Raw genomic sequence first — 16,109 nt, 5'->3', positions numbered from 1 at the left:
CTTGCGTATAATGGAAAGAACGAAAGGGGATTAAACGATGTCTAAATCACTCGTACTTGCAGAAAAACCATCTGTCGCACGCGATATTGCCCGTGTGCTCGGTTGTCATAAAAAAGGGAACGGATTTTTAGAGGGAGATCGGTACATCGTCACTTGGGCACTGGGCCATTTAGTGACACACGCAGATCCTGAAGGGTATGGTCAGGAATTCAAAGAATGGAAAATGGAGCATCTGCCAATCATTCCTGAGCCATTCAAGCTCACCCCTATCAAACAGACTTCGAAACAATATAATGCGGTCAAAGCACAGTTACGTCGCGCAGATGTAAAGGACGTTATCATCGCAACGGATGCAGGGCGGGAAGGGGAGCTCGTGGCTCGATGGATTTTGGAACTCGCGAAAAACCGCAAGCCGATCAAGCGGTTATGGATTTCATCCGTAACGGACAAAGCCATCAAAGACGGATTTGCCAACCTGAAAGACGGAAAAGCGTATGAAAACTTGTATGAAGCTGCAGCTGCACGTGCGGAAGCGGATTGGGTCGTCGGCATTAACGCAACACGTGCGCTCACAGTTAAACACAATGCCCAACTTTCAACAGGTCGCGTGCAAACACCAACGCTTGCGATGATTGCTGAACGCGAACGGGCGATTCAGAAGTTCCAGCCGAAGCCGTACTGGGGTATGCAAGCCCTAACGGAAGCTGGCCGTTTTACATGGCGGGATACGAAAGGTCAAACTCAACTCTTCGATGAAACCGTCATCGATGCGAAAATGAACGCGTTGGACGGCATCACAGAGGGCAAGATCATCGACCTGAAATCGACGCCGAAATCTCAGCCGGCTCCTCCGTTATTCGACTTGACTGAACTGCAAAAAGAAGCACATCGCCGTTGGTCATGGTCCGCCAAGGAGACGTTATCGACTTTGCAGAACTTGTACGAGCGACATAAGGCGGTTACCTATCCACGGACCGATTCCAAGCATTTGACTGCGGATATGACAAGTACGTTGAAAGATCGCGTCAAAGCGGTGGAAATCGGCCCTTATCGGAAAGCTGTCAATTTGTTGCTCCGAAAAGGACCTGTCAAACCACAAAAAGGTGTGATCAATGACAGTAAAGTGTCCGATCACCATGCGATTATCCCAACGGAGGAAACTCCTTCTTTGCATTCGCTTTCGGACAAAGAACAACGTCTCTACGACATCATCGTAAAACGGTTTTTGGCTGTGTTCTATCCTCCATTCCAATACGAACAATTGAGTGCTGAATTACAGGCGGGCAGCGAAATCTTTACATTGAAAGGTCGTACCGTGACGGACGAAGGTTGGAAGGCGGTCTATTCATCCGATGAAGAAGAAGCGGACACAGATGCACTTCCTGCAATGAAAAAAGGAGAAACTTTGCAGATCCGTGCGTTTTCAAGAACAGAAGGTAAAACGAAGCCACCTGCACGGTTCAATGAAGGAACGCTTCTTGCTGCGATGGAGAATCCTGCGCAGTTCATGGCTGGCGAGTCCAAGGAATTGATCAAAACACTCGGTGAAACCGGTGGACTCGGGACCGTTGCGACGAGAGCGGACGTCATCGAACGCTTATTCGGCATGTTTGTCATAGAGAAAAAAGGGAACGATATTTACACGACATCTAAAGGACGCCAGTTGTTGGAACTGGTCCCGGAAGATTTGAAATCCCCGGCACTCACTGCTGAATGGGAAAGCGACTTATCTAAAATTGCAGCTGGAAAACTGAAGAAAGATCAGTTCATCCGCACGATGATCGACTTCTCGAAGAAGACAATCGTGGATATAAAATCGGATGACACGAAATTCAAACATGATAACGTAACCGGGAAAATGTGTCCGGATTGCGGAAAACCGATGCTTGAAGTGAACGGAAAACGAGGCAAACTGCTCGTCTGCCAAGATCGTGAATGCGGTCATCGTCAAACGATCTCTACACTGACGAACGCACGCTGCCCGAATTGCAAGAAGAAATTGGAGCTCCGCGGACACGGTGACGGTAAGATTTTTGTTTGTAAGTGTGGATATCGTGAAAAGCTATCCTCATTTGAAAAACGAAGAGCCCAAACAACAGGTAAAAAGGCTGACAAACGTGATGTTCAGAAGTACCTTAAGAAGCAAGAGAATGAAGAACCTGAAAACACGGCAATGGCGGATGCGCTAAAGAAACTATTTGACAAGTAATAATTGAAATCGTTTGCCTCATGAATCGAAGGCAAAGAAGCTGTATAATTAACAGACTAATTAATGGCGGGGTGAGTTCATGGTCTCTATTTCAACAAATCCGGCAGTTACGGAAAATACAAGATATGAGAATGCAAAAAAGCGTTCTGCAGAAGTGGCTTATGCCCGTCACGCGGATTATACAGGTGGTAACGAAGCTAAACGGAATGAGTTGGCGCAACGGCTGACTGCTACTCAGGCAGATCCGCAGCCTCAAGAATTCCGGAAACTGGGTGCGGGTCAACTGAAACAAGTCGCACTTCCGCTCGGTGAAACATTGGAAGAAACAATTGCGAGCTGGCGGAATGTGCGCAGCGAAGCACTATCTAAAACAGATTCATCTGAAGTGGACCATCAGCTGGCAGCAGCGGCTTCCGCTAAAATCATGGAAGCTGAGGCCCAGCTAGCATTGGAAGATCGCCTACGCTCTGCACAACTAGCAGAAGCGAGTCGTGAAGCTTCATTGGTTCAGCCACAGCAGTCGAATTCGGCAACGGATTCCTCGCTGGCCGACGCAATGCGCAAATTATATGACCAAGCTGCAGCAGCTTATGCCATCCAAACGAGTGCGAAACAGCATGGATACATGGGAGCCAGCCCGGTATACTCACTTATTGCTTGATCAAAATCGACAACCCGCCTACACATTGGCGGGTTTTTGAATTGGAAAATGGGAGGCACTTATTATGGCGAAGAAGAATAAACATATTAAAACCAATGCGATTCGCATATTGGAGTTTGAAGGAATCCCCCATGAGTTGTTGGAACGCGATCTGTCAGAAGAGGCAAATGCTGCAGCAGACGGCGGGGACGAGATGGATGTCTACAAAACACTCGTAACGACAGCTGGAACGGCACGTCATTATGTGTTTGTCATTCCAGTTGTCTGCGAGCTTGACTTGAAAAAAGCGGCACGCGCAGCCGGAGAGAAGAAATTGGAAATGCTTCCGCTCAAACAACTGACAGAAGTAACGGGCTATATCCGCGGGGGATGTTCGGCAATCGGTATGAAGAAGGTGCTTCCTACGTTCCTGGACATTTCTGCCCAATCGAAACCGTTGATCTACGCGAGCGCTGGGAAACCAGGCTTCCAGATGAAACTCGCCCCGGCAGATTACGCGAAAGTGACGGGTGCTTCGTTTGTGGAATTGTGTAAATGAAACTTAAAGCAGTTAGATCAACCCGGGAAAAGCGCGCATAACCCAGCGGAACCGCTCATAAACCGAGAAAAGCGCTCATAACGCAGCGAAACCGCTCATAAATCGAGAAAAGCGCTCATAACCTAGCGGAACCGCTCATAAATCGAGAAAAGCGCTCATAACCCGGGAAAAGCGCTCATAACGCAGCGGAACCGCTCATAACCCGGGAAAACCGCTCATAACTCAGCGGAACCGCTCATAAATCGAGAAAAGCGCTCATAACGCAGCGGAACCGCTCATAACCCGGGAAAACCGCTCATAACGCAGCAGAACCGCTCATAAATCGAGAAAAACGCTCATAACTCAGCGGGACCGCTCATAAACCGAGAAAAGCGCTCGTAACGCAGCGAAACCGCTCATAAACCGAGAAAAGCGCTCATAACCTAGCGGAACCGCTCATAATCCGAAGAAATCCGCTCATAATCACCACTTCTAACACAGAAATCCCTCACCACAAGCGCCATACATGCTACAATTGCCTTTAGAGAATACGCCGCTACTTCAAAGAGCGGCTCGTGGAAAGAAGAATGTGTATGATGACGTTAAAACAGTGGAGATGGATCTTTTTCATAGTAGGGCAAATGATCCTCTCATTAGGGATTGCGATGACCATCAAAGGGCAATTGCTCGGTATTGGTCCATGGGACGTCCTGCACGTCGGGCTTTATCAAAATATCGGGTTGTCCATTGGATCGTGGAGTATCCTCACAGGATTGCTCATCGTTCTCATTACAGCAGCCGCGCAAAAAAAGTGGCCGAAGTATGGGACATGGCTCAATATGCTGCTGCTCGGCACTTTTATCGATCTATTCAATTGGCTGCTGCCGGATGTGACGTCAATTGCAGCACAAGTCGTGTTTTTCGTAACAGGCGTTGTGATCATGTCTTATGGGATCGGACTATATGTGTCTCCGAATATGGGGGCAGGCCCGCGGGATAGTCTGATGCTGCTCATCGTGCACAAGTTCAATATCAGTGTAAAGCTCGTGAGAACTTCCATTGAAGTTATTGTTGCACTGCTGGGGTGGGCACTCGGAGGACCGGTTGGAATCGGGACTGTGCTTATCGCCTTACTGATTGGACAATTCGTTCATTACGCAATGCCGCAATGCCAGCGGTTGTTACTTAAAGTGGCCAAGCAGGAAAATAGTGAAGTTTTATTATAATGAAGAGCATAGTCCTCCGTGGCTGTGCTTTTTTTCGTCGCCATTTCATAAGCTGTTCTGAAGAACACCAGAAAGGGATGGTCACGATGAACGGGAAATTAACAGAATCAATGGGAACGGCCTATACCGGAGGGGGACTGACTCATAAGTACGAGCATCTCATTCAACAAGCTGCGACGACTGTCTTCATAAAATCACCCCCCACCTTTGCGTTATCCAACATATTGAATGAGCTTGCAGTCTTCTATGTAAAACGAGGATACGATGTAGATCGTTTCCGGAGCCCGTTGCATATCGAAAAAACGGATGGGATTTACGTGAAGGGGCCCGAGCTCTTTTACGTTTCAGCTTCCTATCCAATTCCACTCGAGCCGACAGACCTTGGTGGAAAGCACCGCGTAGTCAGTTTTTATGATGTCTATGATGAAACCAAATTACGTGAAAACAACCCACAAATTGCGGGGCATCTCGAAGAGGCGGCCACTTACTTGGAAAAAGCACTTGCGTCACTCTCTGAAGCGAAAGCGATCCATGACGAATGGGAAACCGTCAACATCCGTCGTATGGATTGGCCAGCACACGAAGCAAAAATCCAGTCGCTCGCAAATGATTTATTCGGCTCACTGGATTTACACAAAAATGCCGCCGTTTCCCATCGCATCATTGGGTCATTATCTTCAAAAGGTGCGCACGACTTCATCCCGTCCATCACTAAATCCATAAAGCGAAGACTGTTGATCAAAGCCCTGCCAGGAACCGGCAAGTCCACGATGATGAAAGCGCTTGGAGAGGAAGCGGAAAAACGCGGGATAGATGTGCTGTATGGCTGGTGCGGGTTAGATACGGGAAGTATCGATCTTGTCCAATTTCCTGAGCTTTCCGTTTGTATCTTCGATGCAACGGAGCCCCACGTCTATGATGCAGAACGAGAAGGCGATGAAATCCTGGACCTCGTTGAGATGTGTGTGCCGAGCGAAAAGGCGGAGCAGGAAATCGATGGCATCCGCACACGCTACAAAGAAACAATTGCGAATGCGGCCGGGTATATGCAATCTTATGCACGTTTGTCGAGTCAAATCGACGCAGGGATGGACAGCGCGCTGGATTTGAAAGCGTTTCATGAAAAAGCGGAACTGCTGACAAAACTCATTGCACCTTAACACGCTTCAGTTAGGGGGAAGGGCACAAATATGCTACACTAAGAGCATTACGTGTCTGAAAGGAAGATGAGTTTGTCTAACATATTGAATGCATTTCTAGACGAGAACTTGCAAGAACTTCGTGACCAAGGTCTCTATAACGAAATTGAGCCGGTCGAAGGTCCGAATGGTCCGATCATTAAAATTAAAGGCAACGACCTCATTAACTTATCATCGAACAACTATTTAGGTCTTGCGACAGACGAAGACTTGAAAAAGCTGAATATTGCAGCTGTGAATAAATACGGTGTCGGTGCGGGAGCTGTACGTACCATCAATGGTACACTTGATATCCATATCGAACTTGAGAAAAAGCTTGCTGAATTCAAAGGGACGGAAGCGGCGATTTCATTCCAATCCGGATTCAATTGCAACATGGCCGCAATTTCTGCAGTCATGAATAAAAATGATGCGATTTTGTCAGATGAATTGAATCATGCATCGATCATCGACGGCTGCCGTCTATCAGGCGCAAAAATCATCCGTGTGAAACACCAGGACATGGATGATCTGCGTGCGAAAGCAAAAGAAGCGACAGAGTCAGGGTTATACGGAAAAGTCATGTACATTACGGATGGCGTATTCTCGATGGATGGGGATATCGCAAACCTTCCGGGTGCTGTTGAAGTCGCGAAAGAATTCGACCTCATCACATACGTAGATGATGCGCACGGTTCAGGCGTCACAGGTAAAGGGAAAGGTACTGTGAAGCACTTCGGTCTTGAAAAAGAAATCGACATGCAGATGGGAACACTCTCAAAAGCAGTGGGCGTCGTTGGCGGTTATGTAGCCGGAACACAAAAACTGATCGATTGGCTGAAAGTCCGTTCACGTCCATTCTTGTTCTCTACAGCAGTGCCACCAGGTGACGTTGCAGCAATTATGGGGGCGCTCGATAAAATCAGTGCGTCCACTGAACTGCACGATAAGCTTTGGGAGAACGGAGACTATTTGAAAGCGGGCTTGAAAAAACTCGGCTTCAATATCGGGAATTCTGAAACACCGATTACTCCATGTATTATCGGAGAAGAAAAACTGACACAGCAATTCTCGAAACGACTTGCGGAAGAAGGCGTCTATGCAAAATCGATCGTCTTTCCGACCGTGCCAAAAGGGACAGGCCGCGTTCGCAACATGCCGACTGCAGCCCATACGAAAGAAATGCTCGACGATGCACTTAAGATTTATGAAAAAGTCGGCAAAGAACTTGGCGTTATTCAGTAATGGAATTTGAATAAAAAAGCAGTCTGGAAAGGGAGTTATCCTTTCCAGACTGCTTTTATTTCGTTGGCATTTCAACACGCCGTGCGACTTCTTCGTGATACACAGTCGTCAATTCACCGTGTGCAAGTTCGATATCATATTGGGTGCGATCATCAGATCGGACAAGTACAATAAGTCCTTTACGACCGTCATGCAGCTCTACGTAAGTCTCTTCTTCGTAAATCATGGCCATCCCTCCTATTGAATAATGGGAGATACTTGGTCTTCGCGTTGGAACAGAGAAACCAATACATAATACTGAACACCGCGTGCGTTGGAAGTGGCTAATTCCACTTCCCGTCGATAGGCGGTTTGATCGCCCGACTCCTTGGCTATACTAGCTTGCAGCGCGTGTTTCATCCACGGTTTTTTAATAGAGGTTTGGAGAGTTTGAGCACGTTCCATATTCCCTTCCATCAAAAGTGCACTGGCCGTATAATAATTCACATAATCGGCTGTAGGCAGATGGATGGCGATTCGATGGAGTGCCTCAGCATCTTGTTGCCAAACAGCAAGATTCGCGCCATAAATTGCTTGGACTTTAGCTTGTTTATAGGTTTGTAAAATGGTTTCAATCGTCTCGATGATCTTTTCGTCAGATTCATGGGAGATTGCATAGCCATAAGCGAAAATGGCATTGGTACGATTCTTTGTTAGAAATGCATCGATCTTTTTCATATCTTTCGTCACGTAAATAATATAAACAGGCCATCCCATTGTGCTAGCCATATACACAACCATGACAATAACGAATACTGCCCAAAAAGGAATGTTCAGAAACAATAGAACGACGGTGAGGAGAACTCCGCCACCAAATAGTAACAGCCAGCGGGATACACCGCCAATGAGAAATGGATTATCTTTCAAGCTACATACCCTCCTGTTACCTTCATTATAACATACAATTCCGATAACGAGAGGGATTGCCAGTAGGAGAATTGTGTTTTTCAGCAGAACAGTTTATAATCAGTTTCAGCTATTGAAACTTGTTATTTTATTTGATGAATACCAACTGTCCTCTCCAAAAAGACAATCATTCATAGGGGGAATACATGATGAAAAAGATTATGGTGACTGGAGCACTCGGTCAAATCGGTTCGGAACTAATCACCAAGCTACGGGCTGAATACGGTACTGAAAATGTGTTGGCAACCGATATTCGTGAGCCGCAAACAGAAATGAACGGACCATTTGCAATTCTCGACGTCACAGACGGAGAAAAAATGACTCAACTTGCAAGAGAATTCGGGGCAGACACGCTGATGCACATGGCTGCATTACTTTCTGCAAAGGCGGAAGAGAATCCGATGCTCGCATGGAACTTGAACATGGGAGGACTCGTGAATGCGCTGGAGACAGCACGTGAGCTCGACCTCCAGTTTTTCACGCCAAGCTCAATCGGCTCATTCGGACCTTCTACACCGAAAGACAACACGCCACAAGATACGTTCCAGCGTCCTACGACGATGTATGGCGTCAACAAAGTGGCTGGCGAATTGCTATGTGATTATTATTATCAAAAGTTCGGCGTTGATACGCGTGGTGTCCGATTCCCTGGACTTATTTCATATGTTGCGCAACCAGGTGGAGGAACAACAGATTACGCGGTGGATATCTTCTATAAAGCTGTAGAAGAAGGTAAGTATACGTCGTTCATCGCAGAAGGCACTTACATGGATATGATGTATATGCCAGATGCGCTCCAAGCGATCGTGGACTTGATGGAAACGGATGCAGCGAACTTGAAACATCGCAATGCATTCAACGTAACAGCGATGAGCTTCGAACCATCTGAACTCGCGGCTGCTATCAAAAAGCACATTCCGACGTTCGAAATCAGCTACGACGTCGATCCGGTTCGCCAATCGATTGCAGACAGCTGGCCAAACTCTCTCGATATCTCTGTCGCAGAATCCGAATGGGGTTTCAAAGCCACCTACGATCTCGATTCAATGGTCGCAGATATGCTGGAAAAGATCCGCGAAAAAGTGAATGCCTAAAATATGAACCCCCGCTTGCCAGTTTTTACTAGCCTGCGGGGGTTTTGCTCGGAACAAGTATGAGGGAAGTGATCATAAATCGTGTAAAGTAATCATAACCTTTGTAAAGCGCTCATAAATCATGGAAAGTGATCATAACTGTGAGAAAACGCTCATAAATCATGAAAAGTGATCATAACCGTTGGGAAACGCTCATAAATCACGGAAAATGATCATACCCGTGAGAAAACGCTCATAAATCGCGAAAAGTGATCATAACAGTGAGAAAACGCTCATAAATCACGGAAAATGATCATACCCGTGAGAAAACGCTCATAAATCGCGAAAAGTGATCATACCCGTGAGAAAACGCTCATAAATCGCAGAAAGTGATCATACCCGTTGGGAAACGCTCATAAATCGCAGAAAGTGATCATAACAGTGAGAAAACGCTCATAAATCATGAAAAGTGATCATAACCTATGGAAAGCACTCATAGATCTCCCCTAAAACGACAAACTCCGCCACGCAGCCGCGTGACGGAGTTTCTAATTTCCATTAAAATAACAAGTGTGCAACGCCTGCTACGATTGGCAGCGCGATGACCGTACGGAGTAAGAAAATCACAATTAAATCCCAGATGTTGACCGGAATCTTCGTGCCGAGAATCAATCCTCCGACTTCTGACAAGTAAATGAGCTGAATGACAGAGATGGTCGCCACGGTGAATAGTGTAATCGGATCAGAGATCATACCTTCTGCCAGAAGAGCAGGCAAGAACATATCTGTAATTCCGACAACCATCAGAGAACCGGCTTCAGCTGCTTGTGGAATACCGAGAAGATTCAAATACGGAACGAATGGCTTTCCGAGAATCGTGAAAATACTTGTGTATTCTGCGAGCATCGTCGCAATCGTACCGAACGCCATAACAATCGGTGCTACACCGATCCACATGTCTAGAACGTTGCGGAACCCTTCATTCACCATTTTACCTGGAGAACGGTTTTTATCCGCAGTCGCGAGCGCATTTTCCAGTCCATGAGAGATGACATTATATCCTTCAGGCAGACTTTCTTCGGTTCCTGTCTGCGGCGAGCCATCGATGAATTCATCCGGTTTCTTCGAAAGAGGATAAATTCTAGGCATGATCAAACCGAGAACGAGTCCGATCAATGCAACCGTTGCGTAAAACGGTACGAAATAGTTTTCGAGACCGACAGTAGTGATGATAACAATAGAGAATGTAATCGAGACGATTGAGAACGTCGTCGCAATTACGGCTGCTTCCCGTTTCGTATAATGGCCATCCTCGTATTGCTTGCTCGTCAACAGGACGCCAATTGTCCCGTCTCCAACCCATGACGTCAAAGCATCAATGGAAGATCGCCCCGGAAGCTTGAACAACGGACGCATGACTTTCACCATCATCGTTCCAAAGAACTCAAGCAATCCAAAATTCAATAGTAACGGCAAGAACAAACCTGCGAATAGGAAAATGGTATATAAGAACGAAACCAGCCCATCAGGTGACAGTAACAATCCACCTGTGTTTTCACTCCAAATCGCTTCAGGCCCGAGTTTGTATGTCACCATGACAGCGAAAACCGCACCGACTACGCGCGTCAATGTCCAGAACGGTGTCACTTTGAACAACGTTTGAACGAAAGGAGGCTTCGTGCTTTCGTCTTTACGGATGAATAGGAAGATTACCGAACCTACAGCAGAAATGATAATGAGCACCATTGCGGCAAACGGCATTGCAGGTTCTACAAAACCAGCTAGTTTATCTGCCAGAAACGCAATCGGGACTTTCCAGCCGTCGCCGATCTTCAGTGGAATCATGAAGAGGATGACTCCGATAATGGATGGAACTAAAAACAATAGCCAGTTGGATAAAGACGCTTTTTTCATGAATGAGCTCCTTCTTAATTAGTAATGCATACTATGTATATTTATTCATATTAATGAATGAATATCAAAAAGTAAACAAGAAATTTTCTCCAAAGCCCTATATGTATACCCGGATTCAGTAGTTGAAAACTAGCGATCCGGGCGTGACCGCGTTTGAAAGCGGTTTCCTTACTTAAAGGAATATGTGTAGAAATGTTCTGTCTTTAACCATCTTAACGCATCAGGTTCCTGCGCGTCCAGACGTTTTTGCATATCTTCCATCATCCAAACGGTTTGAGATGCATGGGCATTCATGGCTCCCAGCTTTTTCTCAGTCACACCTGACACATCATGGTGTACATCGGGATGCCCGATTTGCTCAACTGTCTTGTTATCGAACGCAATCGTGTACAATTTCGGACGCTCAGATTCTGCCATTCTTCTAATCGCTTCGACTACAGCGCGTCCAGTAGCATCGTGATCCGGGTGAACAGACAATCCTGGATAGAACGAAATCATCAGGGAAGGATTCAATTCGTCGATTAAATCTGCAACGAGCTTCACCATTTTTTCATCATCCTCGAACTCTACCGTCTTATCGCGTAGACCCATCATCCGTAGATCCGTTAGTCCCATAGCGTCTGCAGATGCCTGCAGCTCTTTCTTACGGATCATCGGTAACGTTTCGCGGTTGGCAAATGGAGGATTTCCAAGATTGCGTCCCATTTCACCGAGTGTCAAGCAAGCGTATGTCACAGGGACGCCCATTTCGATATAAGTTGAAATTGTTCCTGAAACACCGAATGCTTCATCATCCGGGTGTGGGAAAATGACTAATACATGACGTTCTTTTTCCATCTCTATTGGACCTCCTTTTATTAATACGTGAACGGAGTTTCGCTAATTTCTAAGGCAACGGCCAATTTGCCATCCGGCCCTAGACCTGCCATTAGCAGACGTCCGTGTTCGTCCAATTCACAGTGTGTAATCCCTTGTGCGTAAATCCACCCTGAAGGCAGTTTTAATCCGATACGGTGAGGGGAGTCGCCCGCCACTTTTCCGAGTTCATAATTTACAACAATATTGCGGATGAACGCACCTGCGTTAAAGAAACCTTCTTGAAAATGCGCAGCATAGGAGCCGTTTGTCGTCTCCAAATGAATGTAGACATCTTTGCCCGCAAAGGAATCGATCAGGCGTTGAAGCTGATCTCGTTGTACAAGTTCCACATGTCTTCCTCCTCTGGCTGTATTTTTACTCTGCCTTCAATTATATCCGGAAAGAGAAGCAATTGCGATTATGCCGTTTCAGCAACAAAAAGCACAGAAGGACATGTCCCCCTGTGCTTGAAAATATTACACTTCAGTTGTCGTGATTTCAGATCCGCCAAAACGGTTTTTCGCACCGTGCATAACAGGTCCTACATACTCGTTCAATTTCCAGCCGTTCGCTATAGCAGCTGCAACGAATTCTTTCGCTTCAATCACTGCCTCTTTAATATCTTGCCCATTTGCTAGGTTTGCTGTAATCGCTGCGGCAAACGTACAGCCTGCTCCGTGGTTGTAATGGGTATCCGTTTTTTCGGATTCCAACAAAAGATGGGTTTTTCCATCGTAGAACAAGTCTGCTGCTTTATCGTGCTGCAGCTGCTTGCCGCCTTTAATGACGACATTGCGTGCACCGAGGGAATGGATCTTCTCAGCTGCCGCTTTCATCTGCTCGATTGTCCCGGGGGTTTTCATGCCAGCAAGCTGACCCGCTTCAAATAAGTTCGGCGTCACGATTTCAGCACGCGGAAGCAAGTATTCGATCATGGCATCTACAGTTCCGGGGTTCAAGACTTCATCCTCCCCTTTACAAACCATGACGGGGTCGATCACGACGTGTGAAAGCTCGGATTCTGCAATCGCTTCACCTGCAGTCTGGATGACTTCTTCCGTGCTTAACATGCCTGTCTTAATGGCATCGATGCCAGTGGAAAGGGCAGTTTTGATTTGCGATTTAATCACATCAATCGGAAGGGAGTAGACATTATGGCTCCAATGCTTGTCCGGATCCATTGTGACAACCACTGTCAATGCCGTCATCCCATATGTACCGAGTTCCTGGAAGGTTTTGAGGTCCGCCTGAATGCCGGCACCGCCGGATGTATCTGATCCTGCAATTGTCAATGTCTTTTTCAACGTCATTGTAGAGGACTCCTTTACGAATAGGGTATACTTAAGTGTACTCAAACAGAAAAGTAAATACAAATTGTGCGAATTATGCCCGTGCCAGCTTGAGGAGGATGAATCCAAGCCCCCCTCCTGCGACGAGACAAATTGCACTTCCTATATAATGGCCTCCTTGTGCGAGACCGATTGTTAGCGCAATGAGAAACAACATAGCGATGCCGAAGATGCTATAAAAGAAAAGCATTCCTGCACTTTTTGAGGACTCAGAATACGATTCTCCATCTTTTGCGGCTTCTGCAATACGCTTTACTTTTTCACGGATCGGAACGTTAGACAAGGCAATCCCTCCTTCGCGCCATCATACCATGCCGGATTGCTTGTCTGCACGGGAACTTTCCTGCAAACTGTACGTACTGATTAAGGCTGTTTTTTATCGACTATAAAGAAAGACCAATAGCTAGAATCGCTGTTGGAAAGGAGGGCTGACATGAAGAACGACAACAAATCGAATGACGAGCGGAAACTGGAAGAAATCGAGAAATTATTGAAAGAGTTGAAAGCCTCGGACAAAGAAAGTGCGGTCACGGTGGATGAAGCATTCGCCCGTCCGAAAAAGAAGCGCAGAAGTCTATGGCACATTCTCACACTTTTCTTCTCGCTATGGCGCAAATCGTTTCTCATAATTGCATTGATTGTCATTCTCTTTGTCGCTTCACTGCCGTTTATCGCTTTCTATCTATTGAAGCAAGGCAGCACATTCACCGAACAGAAAACAAGTTTCTTAGAACAAATTCAGGATTTGAATGAAATGGCGACGGCGGAAGCCTATACGAAAGTCATTATTGAACGTCAAGATAACCAGCTGTTCGGACAAAGTATCGGACTGAACCTCCCAGGGACACAGCGGCAGCTGCTCGTCGTAATCCCCGGAGCTATCAAAGCAGGCGTGGATTTATCGACATTAAGCAAGAAAGACCTGGACATCAATGAGGGGAAAAAAACCGCGACACTCACGTTGCCGAAACCCGAATTCCTTGGGGGCGCCGAAATCTTCTTTGACCAGGTCGAAGTGTACTCGTTTGAAGGGGTATTCCGAGAGAAAGCCGACATCGAAGAAGCGTATGAACTTGCAGAAGAAGCAAAGAGATTGATCCGCGAAGAGAGCGCTGGTCAAGGTGTGTTGGAAACTGCCGAAAAAAATGCGGAACAAACACTCCGTGAAATGTTTTCACTGGCGGGATACGACGTGACAATCCAGTTTGAGGAGTGATCAAGTTGAAACCACAATTCGGAAGTCAGTGGGATGCAGTGCTTCAAGAAGCATTTGAAGCCCCATCCTATGCGCAGTTGCGTGAGTTTTTGAAGAAGGAATATGGAGAGCACATCGTCTATCCGGAGATGGATCATATATGGAATGCATTTAAGCGTACCCCCTATGAATCGGTGAAAGTGGTTATTTTGGGACAAGATCCCTACCACGGAAAAGGCCAAGCACATGGCTTAAGTTTCTCGGTCCAACCCGGTGTCAAAAAACCACCTAGTTTGCGCAATATTTTTAAAGAACTTGCTAGCGATATCGGCTGTTCGATCCCTGAATCGGGTTCCTTGCTAGGATGGGCGGAGCAAGGCGTGCTTCTGATGAACACCGTATTGACTGTCCGGGAGGGGGAGGCCCATTCTCATCGTAAGCAAGGGTGGGAAGCGTTCACAGATGAGGTGATCAGGAAGCTGTCGGACCGCGACGAGCCGATTGTGTTCATCCTCTGGGGGCGCCCTGCGCAAGAGAAAAAGCGTCTCATCGATTTGACAAAGCATGTTACGATTGAGTCAGTGCACCCAAGTCCACTCAGTGCGAATCGAGGATTCTTCGGGTCGCGTCCGTTTTCGAAAACGAACGAACAGCTTGCTTCGTGGGGAGAACTCGGGATTGATTGGTGCAGAACAGAACTGTAGAAAATGAGTTGAATCCTGAATGAAGGAAGGGGGCCGCTGTCATGGCTGTGAATTGTTTTCAATGCCGTCATTTCTACGTAACGTGGGATCAGAAACACCCCCGGGGCTGCAAAGCGTATGGATTTAAAACGCGCGAGCTGCCTTCTGCAGTGGTTCTGCGTTCCTCAGGATTGGAATGCATGAAGTTTGAACCGAAGAAAGGAAGCGGTGGCGCATGATTTCAACAAATCGTATTCTGGAAGAACTACAACGTCAACTGACGAATGCGAAAACGACTTCTGATGAAGCCGCGATGCGCGAATCGATTGCTGCAATGCAGTCGCTATGCGGTTTGATACTTGGAGAGAAGACTCCACAGCCGCCATTCCGTGATGGTGAGTTGAAAGAGAATAGGCCAGTTCAGGGAGTGCCTCCAATCGGAATGTCACCCGCAAAAGAGGCATACTCCGCTCCTATGCAATCTGGTCTTGAAGGAAAAGTTTTAGACGAAGAAGATGCAAACGGCGGCTCGCTGTTTGATTTTTAATGTAAACTAATCGGAAAGAGGGATAACCTATGCCATTTTTCATTATTGCAGGTGCAGTAAACGGGGCGATTGCTGTTGCGCTCGGAGCGTTTGGCGCGCATGCACTAGCTGACAAATTATCTGCACATTACTTGGATGTTTGGGAGAAAGCGGTCCATTATCAAATGTTCCATGCAATCGCACTGCTCGCGATCGGAATTCTGATGAGTCCGGCGCTGTTCGGTTCATCGACCGCCCTATCATGGGCAGGATATCTCCTGTTAGCTGGGATCATCATTTTCTCAGGAAGCCTGTATGTATTAAGTCTATCGGGAATCGGAATCCTCGGTGCCATTACACCGATTGGCGGCGTTGCATTTATCGCCGGCTGGATTATGCTGATTGTGGCAGCTGCGAAGTTTGGAAATTAATGAAATGAAACCACCTGCAGCGTCGGCACTGACTAACCTTTTTGAGACAAGTAAAAAACACCTTATTATGCAGCCAATTGTCGGTATTGAACCGGCGAT

At 46.8% G+C, this 16,109-nt stretch carries 19 protein-coding genes; 12 read left to right on the top strand and 7 right to left on the bottom strand.

The genetic code is table 11. The features are described from left to right. Positions 1–37: 37 nt before the first annotated feature. The 6 genes from H9659_RS10050 to H9659_RS10025 all read left to right on the top strand — a co-directional run bounded on the left by H9659_RS10050 (position 38) and on the right by H9659_RS10025 (position 7,036). Positions 38–2,209, top strand: coding sequence for a DNA topoisomerase III (locus H9659_RS10050; protein WP_191690060.1), 2,172 nt, complete (start codon positions 38–40; stop codon positions 2,207–2,209). A 79-nt stretch (positions 2,210–2,288) separates the two neighbouring features. Then, the gene (locus H9659_RS10045; protein ID WP_191690058.1) at positions 2,289–2,870 is read left to right on the top strand and encodes a hypothetical protein; all 582 of its coding nucleotides are present in this window, start codon (positions 2,289–2,291) and stop codon (positions 2,868–2,870) included. 64 nt (positions 2,871–2,934) lie between these two features. Next, a complete protein-coding gene (locus tag H9659_RS10040; protein WP_191690056.1) occupies positions 2,935–3,408 on the top strand; it encodes an aminoacyl-tRNA deacylase in 474 nt (157 codons plus the stop codon). A gap of 572 nt (positions 3,409–3,980) precedes the next feature. Continuing rightward, complete coding sequence (locus tag H9659_RS10035) at positions 3,981–4,613, top strand: YczE/YyaS/YitT family protein (RefSeq protein WP_191690054.1); 633 nt, start codon at positions 3,981–3,983, stop codon at positions 4,611–4,613. Between the two features lie 86 nt (positions 4,614–4,699). Beyond that, positions 4,700–5,773, top strand: a complete 1,074-nt coding sequence (locus H9659_RS10030; RefSeq protein ID WP_191690052.1) for a hypothetical protein — start codon at positions 4,700–4,702, stop codon at positions 5,771–5,773. 72 nt (positions 5,774–5,845) lie between these two features. Next, the gene (locus H9659_RS10025) at positions 5,846–7,036 is read left to right on the top strand and encodes a glycine C-acetyltransferase (RefSeq protein ID WP_025785528.1); all 1,191 of its coding nucleotides are present in this window, start codon (positions 5,846–5,848) and stop codon (positions 7,034–7,036) included. Positions 7,037–7,091: 55 nt separating this feature from the next. On the opposite strand, the gene H9659_RS10020 is transcribed toward H9659_RS10025, so the two are convergent. Beyond that, entirely contained in the window at positions 7,092–7,262 is a 171-nt protein-coding gene (locus H9659_RS10020) for a hypothetical protein (protein ID WP_191690050.1), read from the bottom strand. A gap of 11 nt (positions 7,263–7,273) precedes the next feature. Then, complete coding sequence (locus tag H9659_RS10015) at positions 7,274–7,942, bottom strand: hypothetical protein (RefSeq protein ID WP_191690048.1); 669 nt, start codon at positions 7,940–7,942, stop codon at positions 7,274–7,276. Positions 7,943–8,130: 188 nt separating this feature from the next. On the opposite strand from H9659_RS10015, the gene H9659_RS10010 reads away from it, so the two are divergent. After that, positions 8,131–9,075, top strand: coding sequence for an L-threonine 3-dehydrogenase (locus H9659_RS10010; protein WP_191690343.1), 945 nt, complete (start codon positions 8,131–8,133; stop codon positions 9,073–9,075). A gap of 537 nt (positions 9,076–9,612) precedes the next feature. Here H9659_RS10010 and H9659_RS10005 read toward each other — a convergent pair. From H9659_RS10005 to H9659_RS09985, 5 genes are all read right to left on the bottom strand, one after another. Further along, positions 9,613–10,968: a YjiH family protein gene (locus H9659_RS10005; RefSeq protein ID WP_191690046.1), complete on the bottom strand. Its 1,356-nt coding sequence runs from the start codon at positions 10,966–10,968 to the stop codon at positions 9,613–9,615. Positions 10,969–11,136: 168 nt separating this feature from the next. Next, positions 11,137–11,805: a bacillithiol biosynthesis deacetylase BshB2 gene (gene bshB2 / locus H9659_RS10000; protein WP_191690044.1), complete on the bottom strand. Its 669-nt coding sequence runs from the start codon at positions 11,803–11,805 to the stop codon at positions 11,137–11,139. 20 nt (positions 11,806–11,825) lie between these two features. After that, positions 11,826–12,176 carry a YojF family protein gene (locus H9659_RS09995; protein ID WP_191690042.1) on the bottom strand — a complete coding sequence of 117 codons (351 nt, stop codon included), beginning with the start codon at positions 12,174–12,176 and terminating at the stop codon, positions 11,826–11,828. 126 nt (positions 12,177–12,302) lie between these two features. After that, positions 12,303–13,136, bottom strand: coding sequence for a bifunctional hydroxymethylpyrimidine kinase/phosphomethylpyrimidine kinase (gene thiD, locus H9659_RS09990; RefSeq protein WP_191690040.1), 834 nt, complete (start codon positions 13,134–13,136; stop codon positions 12,303–12,305). Between the two features lie 73 nt (positions 13,137–13,209). After that, positions 13,210–13,458 carry a hypothetical protein gene (locus H9659_RS09985; protein ID WP_191690038.1) on the bottom strand — a complete coding sequence of 83 codons (249 nt, stop codon included), beginning with the start codon at positions 13,456–13,458 and terminating at the stop codon, positions 13,210–13,212. 150 nt (positions 13,459–13,608) lie between these two features. Between H9659_RS09985 and H9659_RS09980 the strand changes: the two genes are divergently transcribed. The 5 genes from H9659_RS09980 to H9659_RS09960 are packed head-to-tail and all read left to right on the top strand — an operon-like array spanning position 13,609 to position 16,010. Beyond that, on the top strand, positions 13,609–14,391 hold the full coding sequence (locus H9659_RS09980) for a DUF4230 domain-containing protein (RefSeq protein WP_191690036.1): 783 nt from the start codon (positions 13,609–13,611) through the stop codon (positions 14,389–14,391). Next, on the top strand, positions 14,391–15,074 hold the full coding sequence (locus tag H9659_RS09975; RefSeq protein ID WP_191690341.1) for a uracil-DNA glycosylase: 684 nt from the start codon (positions 14,391–14,393) through the stop codon (positions 15,072–15,074). Before H9659_RS09980 ends, H9659_RS09975 begins: the two co-directional genes overlap by 1 nt. Positions 15,075–15,115: 41 nt before the next feature. Further along, the gene (locus H9659_RS09970) at positions 15,116–15,292 is read left to right on the top strand and encodes a uracil-DNA glycosylase (protein WP_191690034.1); all 177 of its coding nucleotides are present in this window, start codon (positions 15,116–15,118) and stop codon (positions 15,290–15,292) included. Continuing rightward, positions 15,289–15,600: a YwdI family protein gene (locus H9659_RS09965; protein ID WP_191690032.1), complete on the top strand. Its 312-nt coding sequence runs from the start codon at positions 15,289–15,291 to the stop codon at positions 15,598–15,600. Before H9659_RS09970 ends, H9659_RS09965 begins: the two co-directional genes overlap by 4 nt. 29 nt (positions 15,601–15,629) lie before the next feature. Continuing rightward, the gene (locus H9659_RS09960) at positions 15,630–16,010 is read left to right on the top strand and encodes a DUF423 domain-containing protein (RefSeq protein ID WP_191690030.1); all 381 of its coding nucleotides are present in this window, start codon (positions 15,630–15,632) and stop codon (positions 16,008–16,010) included. Positions 16,011–16,109 lie beyond the last annotated feature (99 nt).

It is taken from the genome of Sporosarcina gallistercoris (genome assembly GCF_014836415.1).
GTDB lineage: Bacteria > Bacillota > Bacilli > Bacillales_A > Planococcaceae > Sporosarcina > Sporosarcina gallistercoris.
This window is presented reverse-complemented; position numbering and strand designations above follow the sequence as displayed.

What these genes read in the sequence shown, in the direction of transcription:
- H9659_RS10050 (WP_191690060.1), top strand. Translation starts at nt 38, where the DNA reads ATGTCTAAATCACTCGTACTTGCAGAAAAACCATCTGTCGCACGCGAT.
- H9659_RS10045 (WP_191690058.1), top strand. Translation starts at nt 2,289, where the DNA reads ATGGTCTCTATTTCAACAAATCCGGCAGTTACGGAAAATACAAGATAT.
- H9659_RS10040 (WP_191690056.1), top strand. Translation starts at nt 2,935, where the DNA reads ATGGCGAAGAAGAATAAACATATTAAAACCAATGCGATTCGCATATTG.
- H9659_RS10035 (WP_191690054.1), top strand. Translation starts at nt 3,981, where the DNA reads ATGATGACGTTAAAACAGTGGAGATGGATCTTTTTCATAGTAGGGCAA.
- H9659_RS10030 (WP_191690052.1), top strand. Translation starts at nt 4,700, where the DNA reads ATGAACGGGAAATTAACAGAATCAATGGGAACGGCCTATACCGGAGGG.
- H9659_RS10020 (WP_191690050.1), bottom strand. Translation starts at nt 7,262, where the DNA reads ATGATTTACGAAGAAGAGACTTACGTAGAGCTGCATGACGGTCGTAAA.
- H9659_RS10010 (WP_191690343.1), top strand. Translation starts at nt 8,131, where the DNA reads ATGAAAAAGATTATGGTGACTGGAGCACTCGGTCAAATCGGTTCGGAA.
- H9659_RS10005 (WP_191690046.1), bottom strand. Translation starts at nt 10,968, where the DNA reads ATGAAAAAAGCGTCTTTATCCAACTGGCTATTGTTTTTAGTTCCATCC.
- bshB2 (WP_191690044.1), bottom strand. Translation starts at nt 11,805, where the DNA reads ATGGAAAAAGAACGTCATGTATTAGTCATTTTCCCACACCCGGATGAT.
- thiD (WP_191690040.1), bottom strand. Translation starts at nt 13,136, where the DNA reads ATGACGTTGAAAAAGACATTGACAATTGCAGGATCAGATACATCCGGC.
- H9659_RS09980 (WP_191690036.1), top strand. Translation starts at nt 13,609, where the DNA reads ATGAAGAACGACAACAAATCGAATGACGAGCGGAAACTGGAAGAAATC.
- H9659_RS09970 (WP_191690034.1), top strand. Translation starts at nt 15,116, where the DNA reads ATGGCTGTGAATTGTTTTCAATGCCGTCATTTCTACGTAACGTGGGAT.
- H9659_RS09965 (WP_191690032.1), top strand. Translation starts at nt 15,289, where the DNA reads ATGATTTCAACAAATCGTATTCTGGAAGAACTACAACGTCAACTGACG.
- H9659_RS09960 (WP_191690030.1), top strand. Translation starts at nt 15,630, where the DNA reads ATGCCATTTTTCATTATTGCAGGTGCAGTAAACGGGGCGATTGCTGTT.